The sequence below is a fragment of the Aeromonas sp. FDAARGOS 1411 genome, from assembly GCF_019047125.1.
Taxonomy (GTDB): domain Bacteria; phylum Pseudomonadota; class Gammaproteobacteria; order Enterobacterales; family Aeromonadaceae; genus Aeromonas; species Aeromonas veronii.
Genome location: NZ_CP077214.1, coordinates 1,665,218 through 1,682,817, shown reverse-complemented (window position 1 = coordinate 1,682,817; position 17,600 = coordinate 1,665,218). Strand labels below are relative to the sequence as shown.

The 17,600-nt window shown below is 59.4% G+C and carries 5 protein-coding genes and 1 pseudogene; 1 reads left to right on the top strand and 5 read right to left on the bottom strand.

Translation table 11 applies throughout. From position 1 onward, the window contains the following. The first annotated feature begins 534 nt into the window (after positions 1 to 534). Positions 535 to 11,223, top strand: coding sequence for a retention module-containing protein (locus I6L41_RS07440; RefSeq protein WP_216963047.1), 10,689 nt, complete (start codon positions 535 to 537; stop codon positions 11,221 to 11,223). A gap of 98 nt (positions 11,224 to 11,321) precedes the next feature. Here I6L41_RS07440 and glpC read toward each other — a convergent pair whose 3' ends face one another. The 5 genes and pseudogenes from glpC to I6L41_RS07415 all read right to left on the bottom strand — a co-directional run bounded on the left by glpC (position 11,322) and on the right by I6L41_RS07415 (position 17,527). Beyond that, positions 11,322 to 12,524: an anaerobic glycerol-3-phosphate dehydrogenase subunit GlpC gene (gene glpC / locus I6L41_RS07435; protein ID WP_040069181.1), complete on the bottom strand. Its 1,203-nt coding sequence runs from the start codon at positions 12,522 to 12,524 to the stop codon at positions 11,322 to 11,324. A 51-nt stretch (positions 12,525 to 12,575) separates the two neighbouring features. After that, complete coding sequence (gene glpB / locus I6L41_RS07430; RefSeq protein ID WP_005361049.1) at positions 12,576 to 13,841, bottom strand: glycerol-3-phosphate dehydrogenase subunit GlpB; 1,266 nt, start codon at positions 13,839 to 13,841, stop codon at positions 12,576 to 12,578. Continuing rightward, on the bottom strand, positions 13,831 to 15,504 hold the full coding sequence (gene glpA / locus I6L41_RS07425; RefSeq protein WP_136502201.1) for an anaerobic glycerol-3-phosphate dehydrogenase subunit A: 1,674 nt from the start codon (positions 15,502 to 15,504) through the stop codon (positions 13,831 to 13,833). The genes glpB and glpA overlap by 11 nt, the downstream gene beginning before the upstream one ends. A gap of 210 nt (positions 15,505 to 15,714) precedes the next feature. Beyond that, a pseudogene (locus I6L41_RS07420) lies at positions 15,715 to 16,948 on the bottom strand (IS3 family transposase). A gap of 123 nt (positions 16,949 to 17,071) precedes the next feature. After that, complete coding sequence (locus tag I6L41_RS07415; RefSeq protein ID WP_083250005.1) at positions 17,072 to 17,527, bottom strand: YchJ family protein; 456 nt, start codon at positions 17,525 to 17,527, stop codon at positions 17,072 to 17,074. Between the last annotated feature and the right edge of the window lie 73 nt (positions 17,528 to 17,600).

Sequence of the window (17,600 nt, the reverse complement as noted above, 5' to 3'; positions counted from 1 at the left end):
AGATCAATTGGTGAACAGGATTGATCGCTGAAATGAGATCTGGATTAAATTTTATGGAAACTCAACTTCTTGTTAATTGCCGAGCATTCGATGGCAGGCGTTTGATCGATACAGTTACGTACTGGCAATTTTGCCAGCTGAGCTGGATTGCTGCCGTATTGTTCACAGATTCTGGCAATGACTTATGCTAATAATTGATTGAATATGCAAATTTGCGGTGTTGCGGTGTGATCTTTTGACCTTCGGATTATGATTCATTTATTGAAGCTACAGTGGATTTATCGTCAAACGACAGAAATGGTTACATGCAGTCTGGTAGACCTGTTAATAAAGGTGATGGGATTAGGTTCATACAAATCTCATTTTATTAAAAAGGGCCTGTTAGATGCACAATCTTGTAAGTTATGGCCATTTTATGGCAATCATTGTCGAAAATAGCGAAAAGACCCACTTAGTCTGGTGCGGTATGATTATTGAACAGACGAGTACCCTGTAGGTACTGATGTTGGTGGTTAAGGTTTTGCTGGAGGTTGTATGGCAGAGTTGCAAATTGAAAAGTCCACGGTGATCACCCAACTCGAGGGCTCCGTGTTTGTCATCAGTGCAGATGGATCTGTCATACGAGCAAAGGTGGGGATGGCATTGCAGCCGGGGGATCGCCTGCAAGCTGCCCAAGGTGGCCACTTTCAACTAGCCGAGCCGGGCAGTGATCCTGCTGGTGAGCATGATATGGCCGCCAAACCTGAGCCCGCCACACCTGCTGCTGATGGACAACCGACCGATCCGGAACTGGCCTCATTGCAAGAGGCGATCCGTCAGGGTATTGACCCGACCGAATTGTTCCAGGAGACCGCCGCCGGCAATGCAGCCGCTGCCGGTAATATCGGTGGTGTAGCAGGTTCCAGCTCGGGTGGATTTGTGGTGGTCGATCGTACCAATGACGCCACCCTGGCCGAGGCCGGTTTTGATACCGATCATGCGGTGCAACCTGTTGACTATGAGCTGCTGTTTTCCGAAGAGCGCGATTTCTTTGCCGCCATCACCATCACCGAGCCCCAAACCAGCGACAACATTATCAACGCCGATGAAGCGGCTGGCGTCATCATTCGTGGTGTGGTGGATGATGTGGAGGTAGGCCAGCCAGTCACTGTGACCCTTATCGATCAGGCGGGCAATTCACTGACGGTGACGACAGTGGTGCTGCCCGGCCTGGTGTGGGAAGCCAATTTTGGCGATGTGACCGGCAAGTTGGTGGATGGCCCGTTGCAGATTGTGGCCAATACCCAGGATCAGGCGGGCAACAACGCCAGCGATACCGGACAGACTCTGCTTGATACCATCACCACCATTACCCTCGATCTCGCCGATGAGAGCGACACCGGCGCCAGCCAGACCGATGATCTGACCCGCGACAATACCCCGCTGCTGCAAGGGAAGGGGGAGCCCGGCGCCACCGTGACCCTGAGCCTTGGCGGCAGCGTGCTCACCGTCCTGACGGTGGATGCCGCCGGTAACTGGCAATATCAGTTGCCGCAAACCCTGGCCGATGGTCAGTACCAGTTTCAGGTCAATTCTGTGGATATTGCCGGCAACCGCGCCAGCGATACCCTCGTTATCAATGTCGATACCCGGGCCTTCATCGATATCGATGATCTCGATACCACTGCCCTGTTTGGCAACAGCAGCGCCACCCTGAGCGGCTCCACCAGCAATGTGGAGGCGGGTCAGAGTGTCATCATCACTCTGGTCGACAGCAATGGCCAACTGCTGTTGACCACCTCGGCACAGGTCGGGGCCGATGGCCGCTGGCAGGTATCAGGTCTTGATCTCTCCGGTATCAATCAATCCTTTGAAGTACGTGCCAGTGTCACCGATCTGGCGGGCAACAGCGCCAGCGATGGGGCGCCGCTGATCGGTCAGAACGAAACTCTGACGCTCTCTGAAGCCGGATTGGCCGGTGGCCCGATCACCGCGACCGGTAGTCTAAATACCGGTGCCGGCCAAGATGGCAATCTGCAAGTCCAGTTTGCCGCTGATCAGAGTGCCTTGGAAGGGCTGGGGCTCGTCAGCCATGGCGCGCCTCTTGGCTACACCATCAACGGTCAGACCCTGACCGCCAGTGCTGGTGGGGCGACTGTCTTCACCCTGACCCTCAACAATGACGGCAGTTACCGCATCGTCTGGAGTCAAAGCCTGGATCACGGTCAGGACGCGTTGCGCCTGCCATTCAACCTCGAATATCGCGACAGTGACGGCGATCTGGTGAAGGCGCCGCTGGTGATCAATCTGGTGGACAGCAATCCGCCCAGTTTCGAGATCCCGGCCATTCCCCTGACCGAAGATGCCTTTACCAACGGCGCCGCCGTGGTGGGCGAGAGCAGCTTTGTGGTCAAACACACCGCCGATCCTCTGCTGGTGGATTCGTTGGTGTTCAGCAATCAGAGCAGCACCCTGACTACCCTCAACGGCTCGGGTCTTGCCAGCGATGGTCATCCGCTGACGTTTGAATTTGCCGATGATCGCACCCTGGTGGGTTACTACCTGGATGGCAGTGGCCAACGGGTGGAGGTGCTACGCGCCGAATTGAATGCGCAGCAGCAGGGCAGCGATCTGGCTGGGCGGGTGGTGGTCACCCTCACCGGCCCGCTCGATCATCAGGGTAGCGACACGCTTTCCCTCGGTTTGCAGGTGAGCGCCAACGAGATCGATGGCGACAGCACCAGCGCCAACCTGACCCTGACCGTCAATGATGGCAGTGATCCCGCATTGGGCATCGACAAGGGGGTTGCCCTGCAAGAGGGGGGCAACCAGAGCATCGATGGTCAGCTGCCGGTGACGGTGGGGAGCGATCGTCTGGTCTCCCTCAACTTTGAGGCGAGCCAACCAGCGTTGGCGGGGCTCACCAGCCAGGGCAAGGCGACGAGTTACGAGGTTCAAGACAACCAGCTGATCGTCAAGGATTGGCTGGGCAAGGCAATCCTCACCGTTACCATCGGACTGGATGGCAAATACAACGTCTCCCTGACCGGGGTGTTTGACGAGCCGGAAGCGACCAACAGCCTCAATCTTGGCCTGAAGGTACAGGGTTCAGATTTTGACGGCGACAAGAGCAACCTCGGCACCCTCAATATCACCATTACCGATGGTGCCTTGCCGCAGGTTAATCCTGTCTCCCTCACGCTCACCGAAGATAGCAACTGGCAGCAGGGCCAGACCCTTGACGGTGATCTGACTATCACAGCGGGCAGCGATCCGCTGGCCAGCATCACTTTCGACGCCAATCAGCCGGGGCTGCAAGGGTTCACCTCGGGCAAGCAGGCCGTGACCATCGCGGTGGCCGATCATCGTATCGAGGGGCGTACCCCAGATGGCAAGCTGGTGTTTGAGCTGACCCTTGGCAACGATGGCAAATACAGCGTTACCCTCCATCAACCGCTGGATCAGGGCAGTGCCGACAGCCTGCTCAAGGCGGGCTTTACCCTGCTCGACAGCGATGGTGACAAGGTATCCTCCACCATTACCGTGGCGGTGGGTGATGGTGCCAATCCGACCATCTCCGCCGTGACCGGCACCACCATCACCGAGATGGCGCAAGGGGAGACGGCTGCCGTCAGCACCATGAGTTTCTCGGTCGCGCACGGCAGCGATGCCCTTGACCCCAACTCTCTTGGTTTTGATATCGCCGCTATCCAGAGCACCCTGACCGGACTGACCAGCCACGGTAACCCGGTCACTTTCGCCGTTGATCCCACAACCGGCCAGCTGGTCGGAACCGCCGGTGGCCAGGTGGTGCTGCGCGCCGAGTTGAGCCTGGTCGATAACAACGGCAACTGGAGCGTCACCGCCAAGGTCACCCTGAGCGGCGAGCTGGATCACAAGGGGAGTGAATCCCTCAACCTGCCGCTTGCCGTCACCCTGGCCGACAAGGATGGCGATCGCATCGGTACCACGTTGCCGCTCACCATCGTGGATGGCAAGGCACCTAGCTTTATTCCGGGCAAAGGCGTGTCCCTGGATGAGGGGGACCTCACCGGCAGCAACAGCCTGAGTCAAACCGGTCACTTCGATGTGCAAGCCGGGTCGGATCGGGTGGTGGAGGTGGTGTTTGCCGATGGCAGCGAACAACCTGCGCTGACCGCATTGGGTAAACCGGTGCAGTACGAGCTGGTGGATGGTGACCCGCTGATCCCGGGCAGCCAGCAGCTCAAGGGCTATGTGATGGTGGATGGCCAGCGGGTCGAGGTGTTCGAGGTCAAGCTGGTTGGCAGCCTCGATCAGGCGGGCAAAAACGGGTTTGACTATCAGGTCACCCTCTATCAGGGGCTTCATCAGGGCGGCAACGCCGTGACCGAGCTGCCCATCAAGGTGATCGTCAACGACTACGACAAGGCGGGCGGCAACAACGACAGCACCAGCGGCACCCTCAATATCCAGATTGGGGAAGGGGAGAAACCAACCCTCACCCTGACCGATGTAACCCTCAATGAAGGGCGCTTCGATGGCGCCAACTCGACCGTGGATGACCAGCAGGCGAGCGGCAAGATCACCATCAAGGCTGACTCGGATCCGGTGACCGATGTACGACTGACCCTCTCCGGTCAGGTCATGGATGCCAGCGGCAAGCCCATCACCCATAACGGCGAGACCCTGACCTGGAAAGCGGTTGGCACCGATGGTCACACCTTCCAGGCGGTGACCAGTGGCGGTCTGGTAGTGATGACGGTATCTATCCCCACTGTCCCTGCCACCATCGCCGCTCACACCAGCGCAGAGATCGGTTATCAGGTGACGGTGCATACCAACCTGGATCACGGGGCGGATAACAAGCTGGAGCTGACCCTTCCGGTCGAAGTCACCGACAGCGACGGCAGCAAAAATCAGGGCACCGCCACTGTCACTGTGACTGATGGCATCAACCCGATCATATCCGCCATTGAACCGGTTCGGGTCGAGGAGTCTGATCTCGATGCAGTGAACGGTCAGCATCCGGGGACCACACCTGCAGAGAATGGAGAAACCGATAGTGGCAAGGTGACCATCACTGCCGGTTCGGATCGGGTTGCCTCTCTTGAGCTGGATGTGGCTGCATTCAATCAGGCCAATCACCTCACGTCGGGTGGCAAAGCGGTTACGCTGGCTGCACACAGCATCGGTTGGTATCTGGCTACGGCCGAGGGGGGCAAACCCGTTTTCTGGGTCCACCTCGATGTTAACGGCAGTTACAGCGTCCATCTGGTAGGCCAGCTTGATCACGGTGCACAGGGCAAGGATGAGTTGACCATCGAAGTGCCGCTGTTTGTCACCGATCATGATGGCGATCGCAGTCCGAACGTCAGTGTGACCGTGACGGTACAAGATGACATGCCTATCGGCACTGTGCTGGCACATACCCTGAGCGAGGGGAGCAGTACCGTGACCGGCGATCTGCTGCCTACCGCCAATGAAGGTGCGGATGGTGCCCGCGTCGAGTCGATTACCATCAATGGCCAGACGTACGCCATCAATGGCTCTTTGATACAAGATGTGATGAGCCCCGATGGCAAGCAGGTGATGGGAACCCTGACCATCTCTGCGGATGGCTCCTACTCCTTCAAGCCTGCGGCCGGTTTCAATCACGATGCAAGTCAGCTCAGTCAGGTGGTGACAGCCCATCTGGTCGATGGCGATGACGACCGTGCAGACAGCACCCTGACCCTCAATCTGCAGGATGAAGCGGTGCGCTTTACCGTTAGCGCAGCCATTGGTAACGAAGATCAGGGGGCGCAAGACCCGAGGCTGGGTATCCCTATCAACATGCAGCTCGATATTGGCGATTTCGATCGCGGTGAGCATGTGGATCAGTTGCTTATCCAGGCGTCCACCAATGCCCATGGCACCTTCTATTACAACGGCGTTGCCCTCACCACCACGGCTGATGGCAAGTGGTTTATCGTGCCGCCAGCGGCCATGGTGACCAGTGATAATGTTCACTACACCACTCAGGGGGTGACCTTTGTGCCTTCAAGCAACTGGTCGAGCTGGAGCAATGGCGGTCAGCCGCTGCACTTCCAGGTGCAACTGCAGGTCGGTGTCACCGAAGGGGCGGCACCTGCGGCCGTAACGGGGGATCTGGCTGTGACGGTGCGCGGTGTGGCCGACAAGCCGATGTGGGACACAGCCAACACCACTCGCCACTATGACACCAATGAAGACAGCACGGGTATCAAGCTGGACGTCAAGGCGAGCCTGACGGATACCGACAGATCCGAGACGTTGACCTATCAGATCAAGCTGGAAGCGGGCAAGGGAACCCTGATGCTCAACGGAGTCGAGCTCAAGCCAAATAGCAGTGGCATCTACACCGTTTCGGCAGGCAACATCAACAAGGTAACTGTGGTTCCCGGCAAGGATTTCAGTGGTGACATCAAGCTGTCGGTGACGCCGATCAGCACCGAGAAGAACCCGATCGCTCAGAGTCAGGGTACGGCGCAGGGAGATAAGATTGATCTGGTGATCAACGTCAGTCCGGTGGCCGATGACGCCAAGCTCACCGTGCGTGACATTCAGGGCAAGGAAGACACCCTGCTCGATCTGGGCAGCAAGATCGCCCTTGCTCATCTGGGTGACAAACTCGATGGCTCCGAACAGATGTTTGTCCGCATCAGTGGCCTGCCTGACGGTGCAACCTTGTTGCTGGGTGGTTCCGCCGTTGCACAGAACATAGCCGGTTACTATGAGGTTCCTTTTGATCGGATTGGCGAACTCAAGCTGCAACCGCCGAAAAACAGCAACGTCGATTTCGACCTGACCATCAAGGGGGTGGTGAAAGACACGGCGACCTTGACCGATGCCAGTGGCCAGACCCATACCGTGGTGAACGAGAAGGAGACGGGCTCCCAGACCATTCATGTGGATCTGGTGGGGGTGGTGGATCAGCCCCATTTCGAGCTTGGCAATACCGGCTGGGAGGTAGAGGGGACAGGCTATGCCACCACAGTGGGTGAGGATGGACAGGCACCGCTCAACTTTACCCTCACCTCGGGCGAGTGGGCCGATACCCCGCACGATACCTCCGAGAGCCTCAACGTGGTGCTGCAAGGGCTGCCGGAAGGTGCCCGGGTCTTTGATGCCAATGGCAAGGAGCTGACCCTCACCTTTGCCGGACTCGACGCCCATGGCAAGCCGACCTATCAGGTCGATGTCTCCGATTTTGGCAACCTGCTTATTCAGCCGCCCCATAACAGCACGGCGGATTTGAACCTGATCGCCAAGGTGGTGGTGACCGAGAACGATGGCGATCACAAGAGCTTCGATGTGCCGCTGCATATCAAGGTGGAACCGGAGATTGACGCCACCGACTACAGCAAGACCAGTCATGGCCTGGAAGATCAGTTCACAGTGCTGGACTGGCATCCGACCCTTACTGACGGCGCCGAGAAGGTCACGGCACTGAGTCTCTCCGGGGTGGAGGATGGCTACCAGATCTGGCTGCGAGTCGGCAGTGTCGAGAGCCAGCTGACCGTGGTGGCTGGCAAGGTCACCCTGACGGCTGCCCAGCTCGACAGCCTGCTCAACGGGGGGCAACTGCTGGTGAAGGCACCGGAGGATAGCGATCGGGATACCACTATCCAGAGCCACGTCACCGTGACCCAGCATGATGTGGATTCGGGCGCGGTGGCTGAGAAGGTGATCGATGGCAATCTGCATATCGATATCCAGGCCGTGGTGGAGCCCGATGGCGTGCTGACCCAGAGCGGTGGAGCTCTCGTGGGGCAGAGTGGTGCTGATATAGACCTGACTGGACGCTTCGTCTTTACCGACCTCGATCCCTCGAGCGTGGAGGAGATCGACTATCTGGTGATCAACCTGCCGGTGTTGAACGGTGGTGCAGGCGATCAGTTCGTGGTGGTTGGCGGTATCAACAACGGTAACGGCAGCTGGATCGTGCCGGCGGGCAACCTCGGCAGCTTCAAGCTGCATGCGCCGGACGGGTTTGTCGGCAAGGTCGAACCGATCCGCATCGATGCCATGGTGATCGACCGGGGCGATGATGGCGATGCCAGTGCCCATGTCAAAGTGAGCCTGGAAACCAGTGCCGAATTTGAGAACAAGCCAGTGACGCCCAAGACACCGGCAGCGACCGTCGATATCGACGACAACACCGTGCTGGTGGGCAAGGAGGATATCCGGGTTGATTTTGGTCAGCAGCTCAAAGGCGTGATCCATATCGGCGCCGCCGATCAGGCCAGCGACGAGGTGACCATTGTCCTCAAGGGGTTGCCGGCGGGCGTGACCATCAGCGGGGCCGAGTACAACATCTCGACCGGTGAATACGTCATCAAGGTGCCGCCGTCACTGGCGGGCCTGGAAGGGTTGACCCTCGGCTTGCCGCAAGACTTTGCCGGTTCGCTCAATATCGAGGTGAAGGTGGTGAATACCGATACCGCCAGTGGCGACATCAAGGTTGACAGCAGCACGGTTAGGGTCGATGTGGCCCCCGTAGTCGATGTGAATGGTGGTCGTGGCGAGCATCCGGAACTGACGCTGACCGTACTGGATACCAACCAGGATGGACAGCCGGACAATCTGGAAGATAGCGAGATCCACCTCGATCTCTCGGTGAAACTGGCCGATATCAGCCCCTCCATCGCGGGTGGCGGCCTCGAAACCGTGGAGCGGGTCACCATCACGGTGGATGCGAAATATGGTTACTTCCTCGATGGCAGCGGCAAGCCGGTCAACATTCTGGTTGTGAGTGATATGGCGGCACTTAAGGATTTGGTGTTTGTGCCCAAAGAGCATTTCAGCGGTCAGGTACCGCTCGACATCAAGGTCGATATCGTCGATACCGCGCTGGTCGGCGGCCAACAGGTGACTGACAGCGGCAGCTGGAGCGGCCAGGTCGGCTTTGAGGTGAGACCAGTCAACGATCCGGCCCAGCTCTCGGTGCACAGCGTCACGGGGAGCGAGGATGGCACGGTCAACCTTGCCGGATTTGGCGCAACCCTAATCGATAACGATGGCTCGGAGCAGATCGTCGCGCTGCAGATCAAGGGGGTACCGGATGGCTTTACCCTGTCGGCTCCGGCGGTCAACAATGGCGGCGGCGTCTGGCAGGTACCCGTGGGGACCGATTTCTCCAAGCTGACCCTGATCCCGCCGGCCGATTTCAGCGGCACCGTGGATCTGTCGCTGAGCGCCTTTACCTTGGACAAGGGGCTCACCATTCCTCTTGAAACCAGCGGCAGCTTCACCGTGACCGTCAATCCGGTGGGGGATGCCCTCATTGCCGATATTCAAGGGCAGGCGAGTGGCACCGAAGGGGATGTGATCACGCTGGATCTGGGGCTGGAGACCCGGGATACCCAGCCAACCGGCGGCAGTGCGGGTAATGTGCATGAGAACAAGCCCGAGCAGGTACGGGTCACCATCGAAGGGGTGCCTGATGGCGCCGAGATCCGCTTGCCAAACGGCGTGGCGGGGACGGTTGTTGATCTGGGTGGCGGTCGCTGGCAGGTCACTACCGAGGGAGGCAAGCTGGGTGCTGTCGAGCTGGTGACCAATGATGCCAACGGTGCACTGGATCTCAAGATCACCGCCCAGAGCCTCGACAACGGCGCCCTTGGCCCCGAGGTCAATGGCACCATCCATGTGGAGGTGAGTCCGGTCAACGATGCGCCAATCAACGTAATGCCAACAACCCCTCAGGTCGCGCAGGAAGATCAGCCTTTTGTCATCCACGGTTTGCAGGTGAAAGATGTGGATGCAGGCAACAGCCCCATCAAGATCACCCTGTCGGTGGAGCATGGCACCCTGACGCTGCCTGCTGGCAGCGGCGTGACGGTAGTCGGCAACGGCACCGGTTCGCTGGTGCTGACCGGCACGCTGGCCGATCTCAATGCCTTGTTCTCTGGTGGGGTCACCTATCAGGGCAACAGTGATTTCTACGGCAATGACGCCCTGACCATGGTCACCAACGATCAGGGGAACACGGGTACTGGCGGGGCACTCAGCGATACCGATGTGCTGCCCATCGAGGTGCAGCCGGTCAACGATGCGCCGGTCAATCAGCTGCCTGGCAGCATGACGGTGAAGGAAGATGGCTCCCTGTCGCTCTCCGGTGTCAGCGTGAAGGATGTGGATGCAGGCAGTGCGCCTGTCTCCATGGTGCTGCGGGTCGAACATGGTGTACTGACCTTGCTGGGTGCAACCGGTGCCGTGATGGTGCAGGGGGCGGGTACCAGCGAGATCACCCTGGTGGGGTCGCTGGCTGATCTCAATCAGCTGCTGGCAAGCAACCTGCACTATGAACCGGCCAAAGATTTCTGGGGAGAGGATACCCTTACCGTCACTACCTCCGATCAGGGCAACAGCGGTGCGGGCGGTTCTCTGAGCGACACCGATCAGGTGACCATCACTGTCACTCCCGAGCCGGATATGCCGGGTCTGACGGTGGATCAGCATGCGTTCCATGCCTTGCAGGGGGCCGTTATCCCCCTTGGCATCAATGCCAGCGTGGTCAATCCGGCCACCGGCGAGCTCTCCATCCGCATCAGCGGCCTGAATGGGGCGCAAGTGCATGACGAGCATGGCCAGAGCGTTGGTCATGCCGATGGCAATGGCGACTGGCTGATCCCAGCCGATCACTCGGTTCCGCTCTTCTTCAGCGGTTTTGGTGACGGTGACCATGTGCTGGGGATCAGTGCCGAGTCGAGTGTCGGCGGCTCAACCGTCAGCACGCCCCTTGAGACCATTACGGTGCACGGCCAGAGTGGTCATGAGCTGGTCGGTTCCGATCAGGGGGATTGGCTGTTTGGCTCCTCTGGCGATGACCGTCTATTGGGGGGGCATGGCAACGACATTCTCACCGGCGGGGCTGGCAGCGATCTCTTCGTTTGGCAGCACGGGGATGAGGGGAGTCAGGGGCAGCCCGCCATCGATACCATCACCGACTTCCATCCGGAACAGGGGGACAAGATCGATCTGGCTGACATGCTGCAAGGGGTCACTGGCAATGGTGTCGATGATCTGCTCAAGCATCTCTCAGCCTCGGTGACCACAGGGAGCAATGGCCTGAGCGATGTGAATCTCTCGGTTTCCCCCGCGGGTGATGGCCAGATAACTCAGCAGATCACCCTGAAGGATGTGGACCTGACCAGCTGGAATCTCACCAGCACCTCGTCCCACGATATCCTGCAGAGCATGCTGGAAGATCAGCATAGCCTGATCATCCAGCACCCCTGATAGCGTGTGTGAAGCGTAAAAAAGAAGAGCCGGCAATTGCCGGCTCTTTGTTTATCTCTGCGTGGATTGTTCTTATGCGGCCGTAAGGGCCGGGGGATTCAGGCCAACGCCTGGGCCAACAGGTGGATCGGATGTTCACAGCGAAAACTGGTGCTCATCTCGATCTGCCATTTGCAGGTCTCGCAATCGGTGATCACCAGATCGGGGGAGAGGCGGTTGATTTGATCAAACAGCCCCTCGCCGATGGTCTGGCTGGTCTGGTAGTTCTCCGACTTGAAGCCGTAGGTACCGGCGATGCCGCAGCACTGGGACTCCAGTACCGTCACCTTGACCCCGGGAATGGCGCGCAGCAATTCGAGGGTGTAGATGACGCCCCCCATTTTTTCCATGTGGCAGGGGGTGTGGTAGGCGATGTGCAGATTGAGCGGTTTCATCGCCGGTTTGTTGCCCTTGTAGAACTCGTTCCACAGGAAGCGGGTCACCAGCGAGATGCGATCCCGCACCTTGTGGTTGTCCTGCTCCAGCAGGTGGGGATATTCATCGCGCAGGGTAAAGCCGCAGGTGGAGGAGGTGGCCAGCAGCGGCATCTCGTTGCCCAGCAGGGAGTTTTCCATCTGCTTGATGTTGAAGGCCGCCTGTTGCTTGGCCTTGTCCATGAAGCCGTTGGCAATGAGCGGCACGCCACAGCACTTCTCCCGCTCCAGCAACTGCACACCGATGTTCATGGCGTTGAGCACCTGCACCAGCTCCTTGCCAAGCTGCGGGTGGTTGTAGTTGACATAGCAGCCGTGGAAATAGGCTATTTGGCGCTCATAACGGGCCTGCGCTTCTTTTTGCTTCTTGTACCAGCCGCGGAAGGTGCCCTGGGAGTATTTGGGCAGGTCGCGGTGGGATGAGACCCCCAGCGCCTTGTCCAGCACCAGTTTCATCGGCTTGAGGCCGGTGGTGAAGTTGACCACCGGGGCCATCAGGGTAGACATGCTGCCCATCAGATCGGTGTGGGAGAGCACGAACTCGCGGATCCCCGGTTTGAAACCGCTGTACTGGTGCTTGGCCTTGGCGATGATGTCGCCGATGCGCACTCCGCTCGGGCAGGCTACTTCGCAACGCTTGCAGTTGGTGCAGTGCTTGAGGGCGCTGTCAAAGAGCTCCGGGCTCTTGATCCGCAGCCGCTCCCCATCCGGGCCTGCCTGTTTCGGGCCTGGGTAGGCGGGGTTGGCCTTGGCCACCGGGCAGTAGGCGGTACAGACGGTGCATTTGATGCACTGATCGAAAGTTTGGTTGGCGTGATCCAGTAGCATGTCAGTTCTCCTCCCGGCGATGATGAAGACACGGGATATGGGACGTAGTAATCATTGGGCCGCGCCCAGAATATGGCCGGCAGCCTGCCAGCCGGTGGCAACGGCAACACCGGAGCCGGAACCTTCACGAATTGGGTCGTAATGGGCCAAGACACTGCCCGCGCCATAGAGGTTGGTGAGCGGCTTGCCGCCACGCAGCACTCTGAGCTTGTCGTCGGTCTTGACCCCGAAGCCCATAAACGGGTGGTGGTCGAACAGGCGGCGACCGGCCCAGGCGTCACGCTCCTCCAGACTCAACACATCGGCATCGAAGATTGGCTCGCGGATGCCGCGCAGACGGGACTCCAGCCCACGGCTGAAAAAGCTGCCGGAGGCAAGCACGAAGTTGTCCGCCTCAAACAGCTGATCATCGCCATTCTGGGTATGTACGCCGACCACCCGGTCACCTTCGTAACGGGCTCCCAGCACCCGCTCGCTGGTGAGGAAGGTGCCACCAAGGGCCATAAAGCGGCGTTTGAGCGCCTCCTGCATTCTCATTCCGATCAGAGACGGCGGCATGGTGGCCACCTCCTTGATGGTGCAGCCGGTACGCTGTTCCAGCTCCGCCAGACGCGGGCCAACCAGCCCCAGCGAAAGACAGGCGGGCAGCACGATATGGCGGCAACCGGGTACACCGCTCTCCTGCACCATGCGGCTGATCTCGCGGGCCAGATCGGCCACCAGATGGTGCTTGTCACACAGGCGCGCGATGTCGGCTGAGCGAAACTCGTGGGGATTGCGGCTGAATTCCGCCAGCTGGGGCAGGCGGATTTCGCCGGTCAGAATGCGGCAGTGGGCAAAACGCGGATGGGTCGCCAGATTGGCAGCCGCCAGTGCCGGATGAAAGTCGCGAAAGCCCTCGAGGGTGGCCAGCAGCAGTACATCCGGGATCGGTGCATCGGTGACGCAGGCGCAAGTATCGGGGGAGAGCCAGGTGCGCTTGAGGGTACCGATGGGGGTCAGGCGCTGGTGATTGGTGTCGTGGCGCACCAGTGGCAATCCCTGTTCGGCGCAGTGGCGCTGCAGATCGGCCAGACTTGCCTCGATATTTTGCATTCCGACTTTGCTGTAGGGGTGATCCGGATGGGCGGCCATAAAAGCGGGCAGGGCAGCGCGGGGATCTCCCTCGCTTTCGAGCAGATCGACCGAGCCGGAGGAGAAGTGCAGGGCACTCTGGCCGGAGGCCATCAGCAGGGTCTTCTGGCCCGCCTCTACCAGCCGCAGGGCGGCCGAGAGTCCCGCCATACCACCGCCGATAACGATATTGTCAAACTTCATGACGGCTCTCCTTGTGAGTGGTCTCGCTGGTTGGGCCGCGTGGGGTATCGGCAACCAGCTGCGGCGCCGTCCACTCTCCCAGGCCAAACAGCCCTTCGTAGATCCAGTAGGTGAACTCGGCCTCGCGCAGGGCATCGCCCCACAGGACGGGGCGGGTTCCCTTGTAACGCTCCTCCAGGAACTGGCGCAGCATTACACAGGCTTGACGGCCGTCTGCCTTGCCGTACTCCTGCATCAGTCCGGCGGCGCGGTAGGCGCACAGCTCGCCCTGACAGGGGCCCATGCCCAGGCGGGTTCGACGGCGCAGATCGATGAGGTTGTCCACATCCAGCTCGCGCAGGGCGTATTCGATTTCACCCGCGGTGACCATTTCGCACTCGCAGATAAGGGCGTTGGCCTTGGGGTTGTCACGGAAGAAGGCGATGACCCGCTCGCCGTGGCGGTATTGGGCTGAGCCTTCGACCGGCACCGAGAGACCGGGGGCGGAGACCTTTTCCGGATCCCGCGAGCCGGGCAGGCTCAGTTCGGCGGTCTGGCAGGGTTTGCTGTTGCCGAGTTTCTTGGCCAGCAGATCGGTGGCCCACTCCGCCATCAGGCGGTAGGTCATCAGCTTGCCGCCGGTGATGGTGTTGAAGCCCTTGAGGCCGTCACGCTCGGCGTGATCCAGCAGCACGATGCCGCGACTGATGTTGCGGCCGGTGTCGTCACCGTCCACCGCTACCAGCGGGCGTACCCCGGCATAGGCGCGCAGCAGGCGGGTGCGCGCCATGATGGGAGCGAGCTTGATCCCCTCGCGCAGCAACACTTCGACCTCTTCGGGTTCGACGGTGAGCTGGTCAATCTTGTTGTAATCGATGCGACTGGAGGTGGTGCCGATGAGGGAGATGGTGTCGCCCGGCACCAGAATGTCCGCATCCGCCGGTTTGCGGGCGCGGTTGAGCACCAGCTGGTTGATGCGGTAATCCATGATGAGCAGGGATCCCTTGGCCGGGAACATGCGGATGCCGAGATCGGCGTATTCGCAAATTTGCTGGCCCCAGATGCCGGCGGCGTTAATCACCTCCTGACACTCCACCTCGAACGCTTCGCCGGTGCGGGTATTGATCGCCTTGACCCCGTGTACCCGATCTTGCGTGCGCAGCAGCCCCAGCACCTTGCAGTGGGTGAAAATGCGGGCGCCGTGCTCTTTCGCGTCCAGCACGTTGGCGGCAGCGAGGCGGAACGGATCGACCGTGCCATCCGGCACATGGATGGCGCCGATCATCGCCGGGTTGGCGTTGGGCTCCATGCGCAGGGCTTCACCGGGATCGAGCTGGCGGGTTTCGATACCGGCCAGGGCGCAGGCATCCATAAAGGTGGTTTGGAAATTGATGTCATCTTCCGGCAGGGTGAGGAAGAGGCCGCCCGTGTCTTCGACACAGTGGCTGGCGATCCGCTTGAGGATGCGGTTTTCCTGGATGCATTCGCGGGCGGACTCCTGATCCGTCACCGCGTAGCGGGCACCGGAGTGGAGCAGGCCGTGGTTGCGGCCGGTGGTGCCAGCGGCGATATCATCGCGCTCGAGCAGGATGCAGTCGATGCCGCGCAGTGCGCAATCGCGCATGATGCCGGCCCCTGTGGCACCGCCGCCTATGATGACGACTTGTGTAGTTATTCTTTTCATTGTTGCCCGTCTCATCTCTTCCAGATGAGGCCAGTGTGGCCTACTTCTGAGTGAAAATGTTTGATATGGGCCAAATTTGCGCTCGCAAACGCTCATTTGCTCGCGCGTTAATGAGCATTATGTGACATTTGTCACGCTTGTTATCGCAGCGGTTAATGGGCTGGTGGCGAATAACATGTCTAGTCCTGAAATAGGTTTACACATTTTCAACTAGCATTTCTCTACCCAGAACCCCCTATGTACCGCATCGGGGGTTCTGTATTTCAAGGCATGATGCGGCCGCTCCGCGTTGTAAATATCCACCGCTTCACGCATCATTTCCCGCGCTTGAGTCAAATCCTGCGGGCTTTGCAACAACAATTCTCCTTTCAAAATCCCGTTCACCTGCTCCGCCAACGCATTCTGGTAACAGTCATACCCATCCGTCATCGAGCATTTCACCCGTACCGTTCATGTAGTGACTGATACAGCACCGAGCAATACTGCACGCCGCGGTCCGAGTGATGGATGAGTTCACCGCCGCCACGCCGTTGCCTCAGCGCTTTCTTGAACGCCATCGCCACCGATTCGGCATGCATTCCTTCGTGTACGTGGTGGCCCACTATCTTGCGTGAGTACACATCCGTCACCAGGCTCAGGTACAGCGGTCCGCTCCTGGCTGGCAGATAGGTGATATCTGCGACCCAGACCTGCTCCGGTGCTACCGGCGTGACCTGCTCTGGCCCCGCCTTGAGCAAGTTGGGATGACGGTAGAAACGGTGAAAACTGTGGGTGGTCTTGTGATACGCCCGTCTGGGTGGCACCAGCAGGCGGTGCTCGGCCAATATCTGAAACAGCCTGTCCCGCCCGACCTTGAGCCCGCTATCATCCTGACCCAGCAGCAGATAATGCAGCTTGCGCGTGCCCACCCGCGGTTGTCGCAGTCGAACCTGACGCACGAAGCGCACCACCTGCAATCCTTGTGCATGGCGCTCGTCGGCGACCCGATTGCGCTTGTAGTAAGCCTGCCGGCTTATCCCCAGAAACAGGCAAGCCCTGACAATGGTCAGCCTCTCGACTTGCCGCTGCGAGAGGACTTGCCGGGTCGCTTTTTTACGATGGAGACGCCGTAGTCATTCTTCAGTACATCGACGACGGCCTCAAAGAACTGGGCCTTCTGGCTCATCAGCGCCAGCTGTTGCTCGAGTTCCTTGATACGCTGCTCGGGCGTCTGGTTGTCGGGGTCAGGCATGGTGATGCTCCTGCCGGCACGCACAGAAGCCCCCTGGCTCCAATCTTGCCGACCATGTTTACGCAACCATACCAGAACGGTGGAGCGGCCCTGAATGCCATAACGCACCTGAGCCTGTTTGTAGGTGAGCTCGCCTTTTTCAATCTGCTCGACCAGTGCCAGTTTAAAAGTCAGCGAGTAATCGCGCTGTGTCCGTTTCACACCTTGTCCCATCGGGTTCTCCATTTATTGGGGGGGAAAGGTGTAAACCATATTCAGGACGGGACAACAGGCACAAAAAAGGGGCATCGGATGCCCCTTGTCACTGTTTGACGAGTCTGGTGGGTGTGTTATGGGTCAGCCGCAGCACTTCTTGTGCTTTTTGCCGCTGCCACAGGGACAGGGATCGTTGCGGCCGGTTTTGAGGGGGGCCGGATCCTGCTCTCCCTCGGTGTAGACCCAGCGTCCCTGATAACGCACGAAGCGGGAACGCTCATGGAGGCAGTGACGCTCATCCCCCTCCAGAAACCAGGCTTTGAACTCCACCATCCCGGTTTCATCCTCCGGGCCGCCCTGGCTGGCGATGATCTCGAGACCATCCCAACGGGTGTCGATGCGTGAAAGCTCTTCGGCGGTGAGGCCGCCAAGGTGGGCCGGGTGCCAGCTATGGACCAGATACTCCCCCAGACTGAGCACAAAAGCGCTGTAGCGAGAGCGCATCAGCTGTTCCGGGGTGTCAGCCACAGCGCCACTGTGATGTGAGCCACAGCACAATTCGAGAGAAAGGGTTGAGCCGCAAGGACAAAGATTCATGATTTTCACGTTCTGGCCGATTTGTTTAAGGGAATTGTAACGAAAGCTGGGCTCGCCCTGCCAGCACCTATAC

Coding starts and splice junctions, on each gene's coding strand:
- glpA (WP_136502201.1), bottom strand. CDS start 15,504: ATGAAAAGAATAACTACACAAGTCGTCATCATAGGCGGCGGTGCCACA.
- glpB (WP_005361049.1), bottom strand. CDS start 13,841: ATGAAGTTTGACAATATCGTTATCGGCGGTGGTATGGCGGGACTCTCG.
- I6L41_RS07440 (WP_216963047.1), top strand. CDS start 535: ATGGCAGAGTTGCAAATTGAAAAGTCCACGGTGATCACCCAACTCGAG.
- glpC (WP_040069181.1), bottom strand. CDS start 12,524: ATGCTACTGGATCACGCCAACCAAACTTTCGATCAGTGCATCAAATGC.
- I6L41_RS07415 (WP_083250005.1), bottom strand. CDS start 17,527: ATGAATCTTTGTCCTTGCGGCTCAACCCTTTCTCTCGAATTGTGCTGT.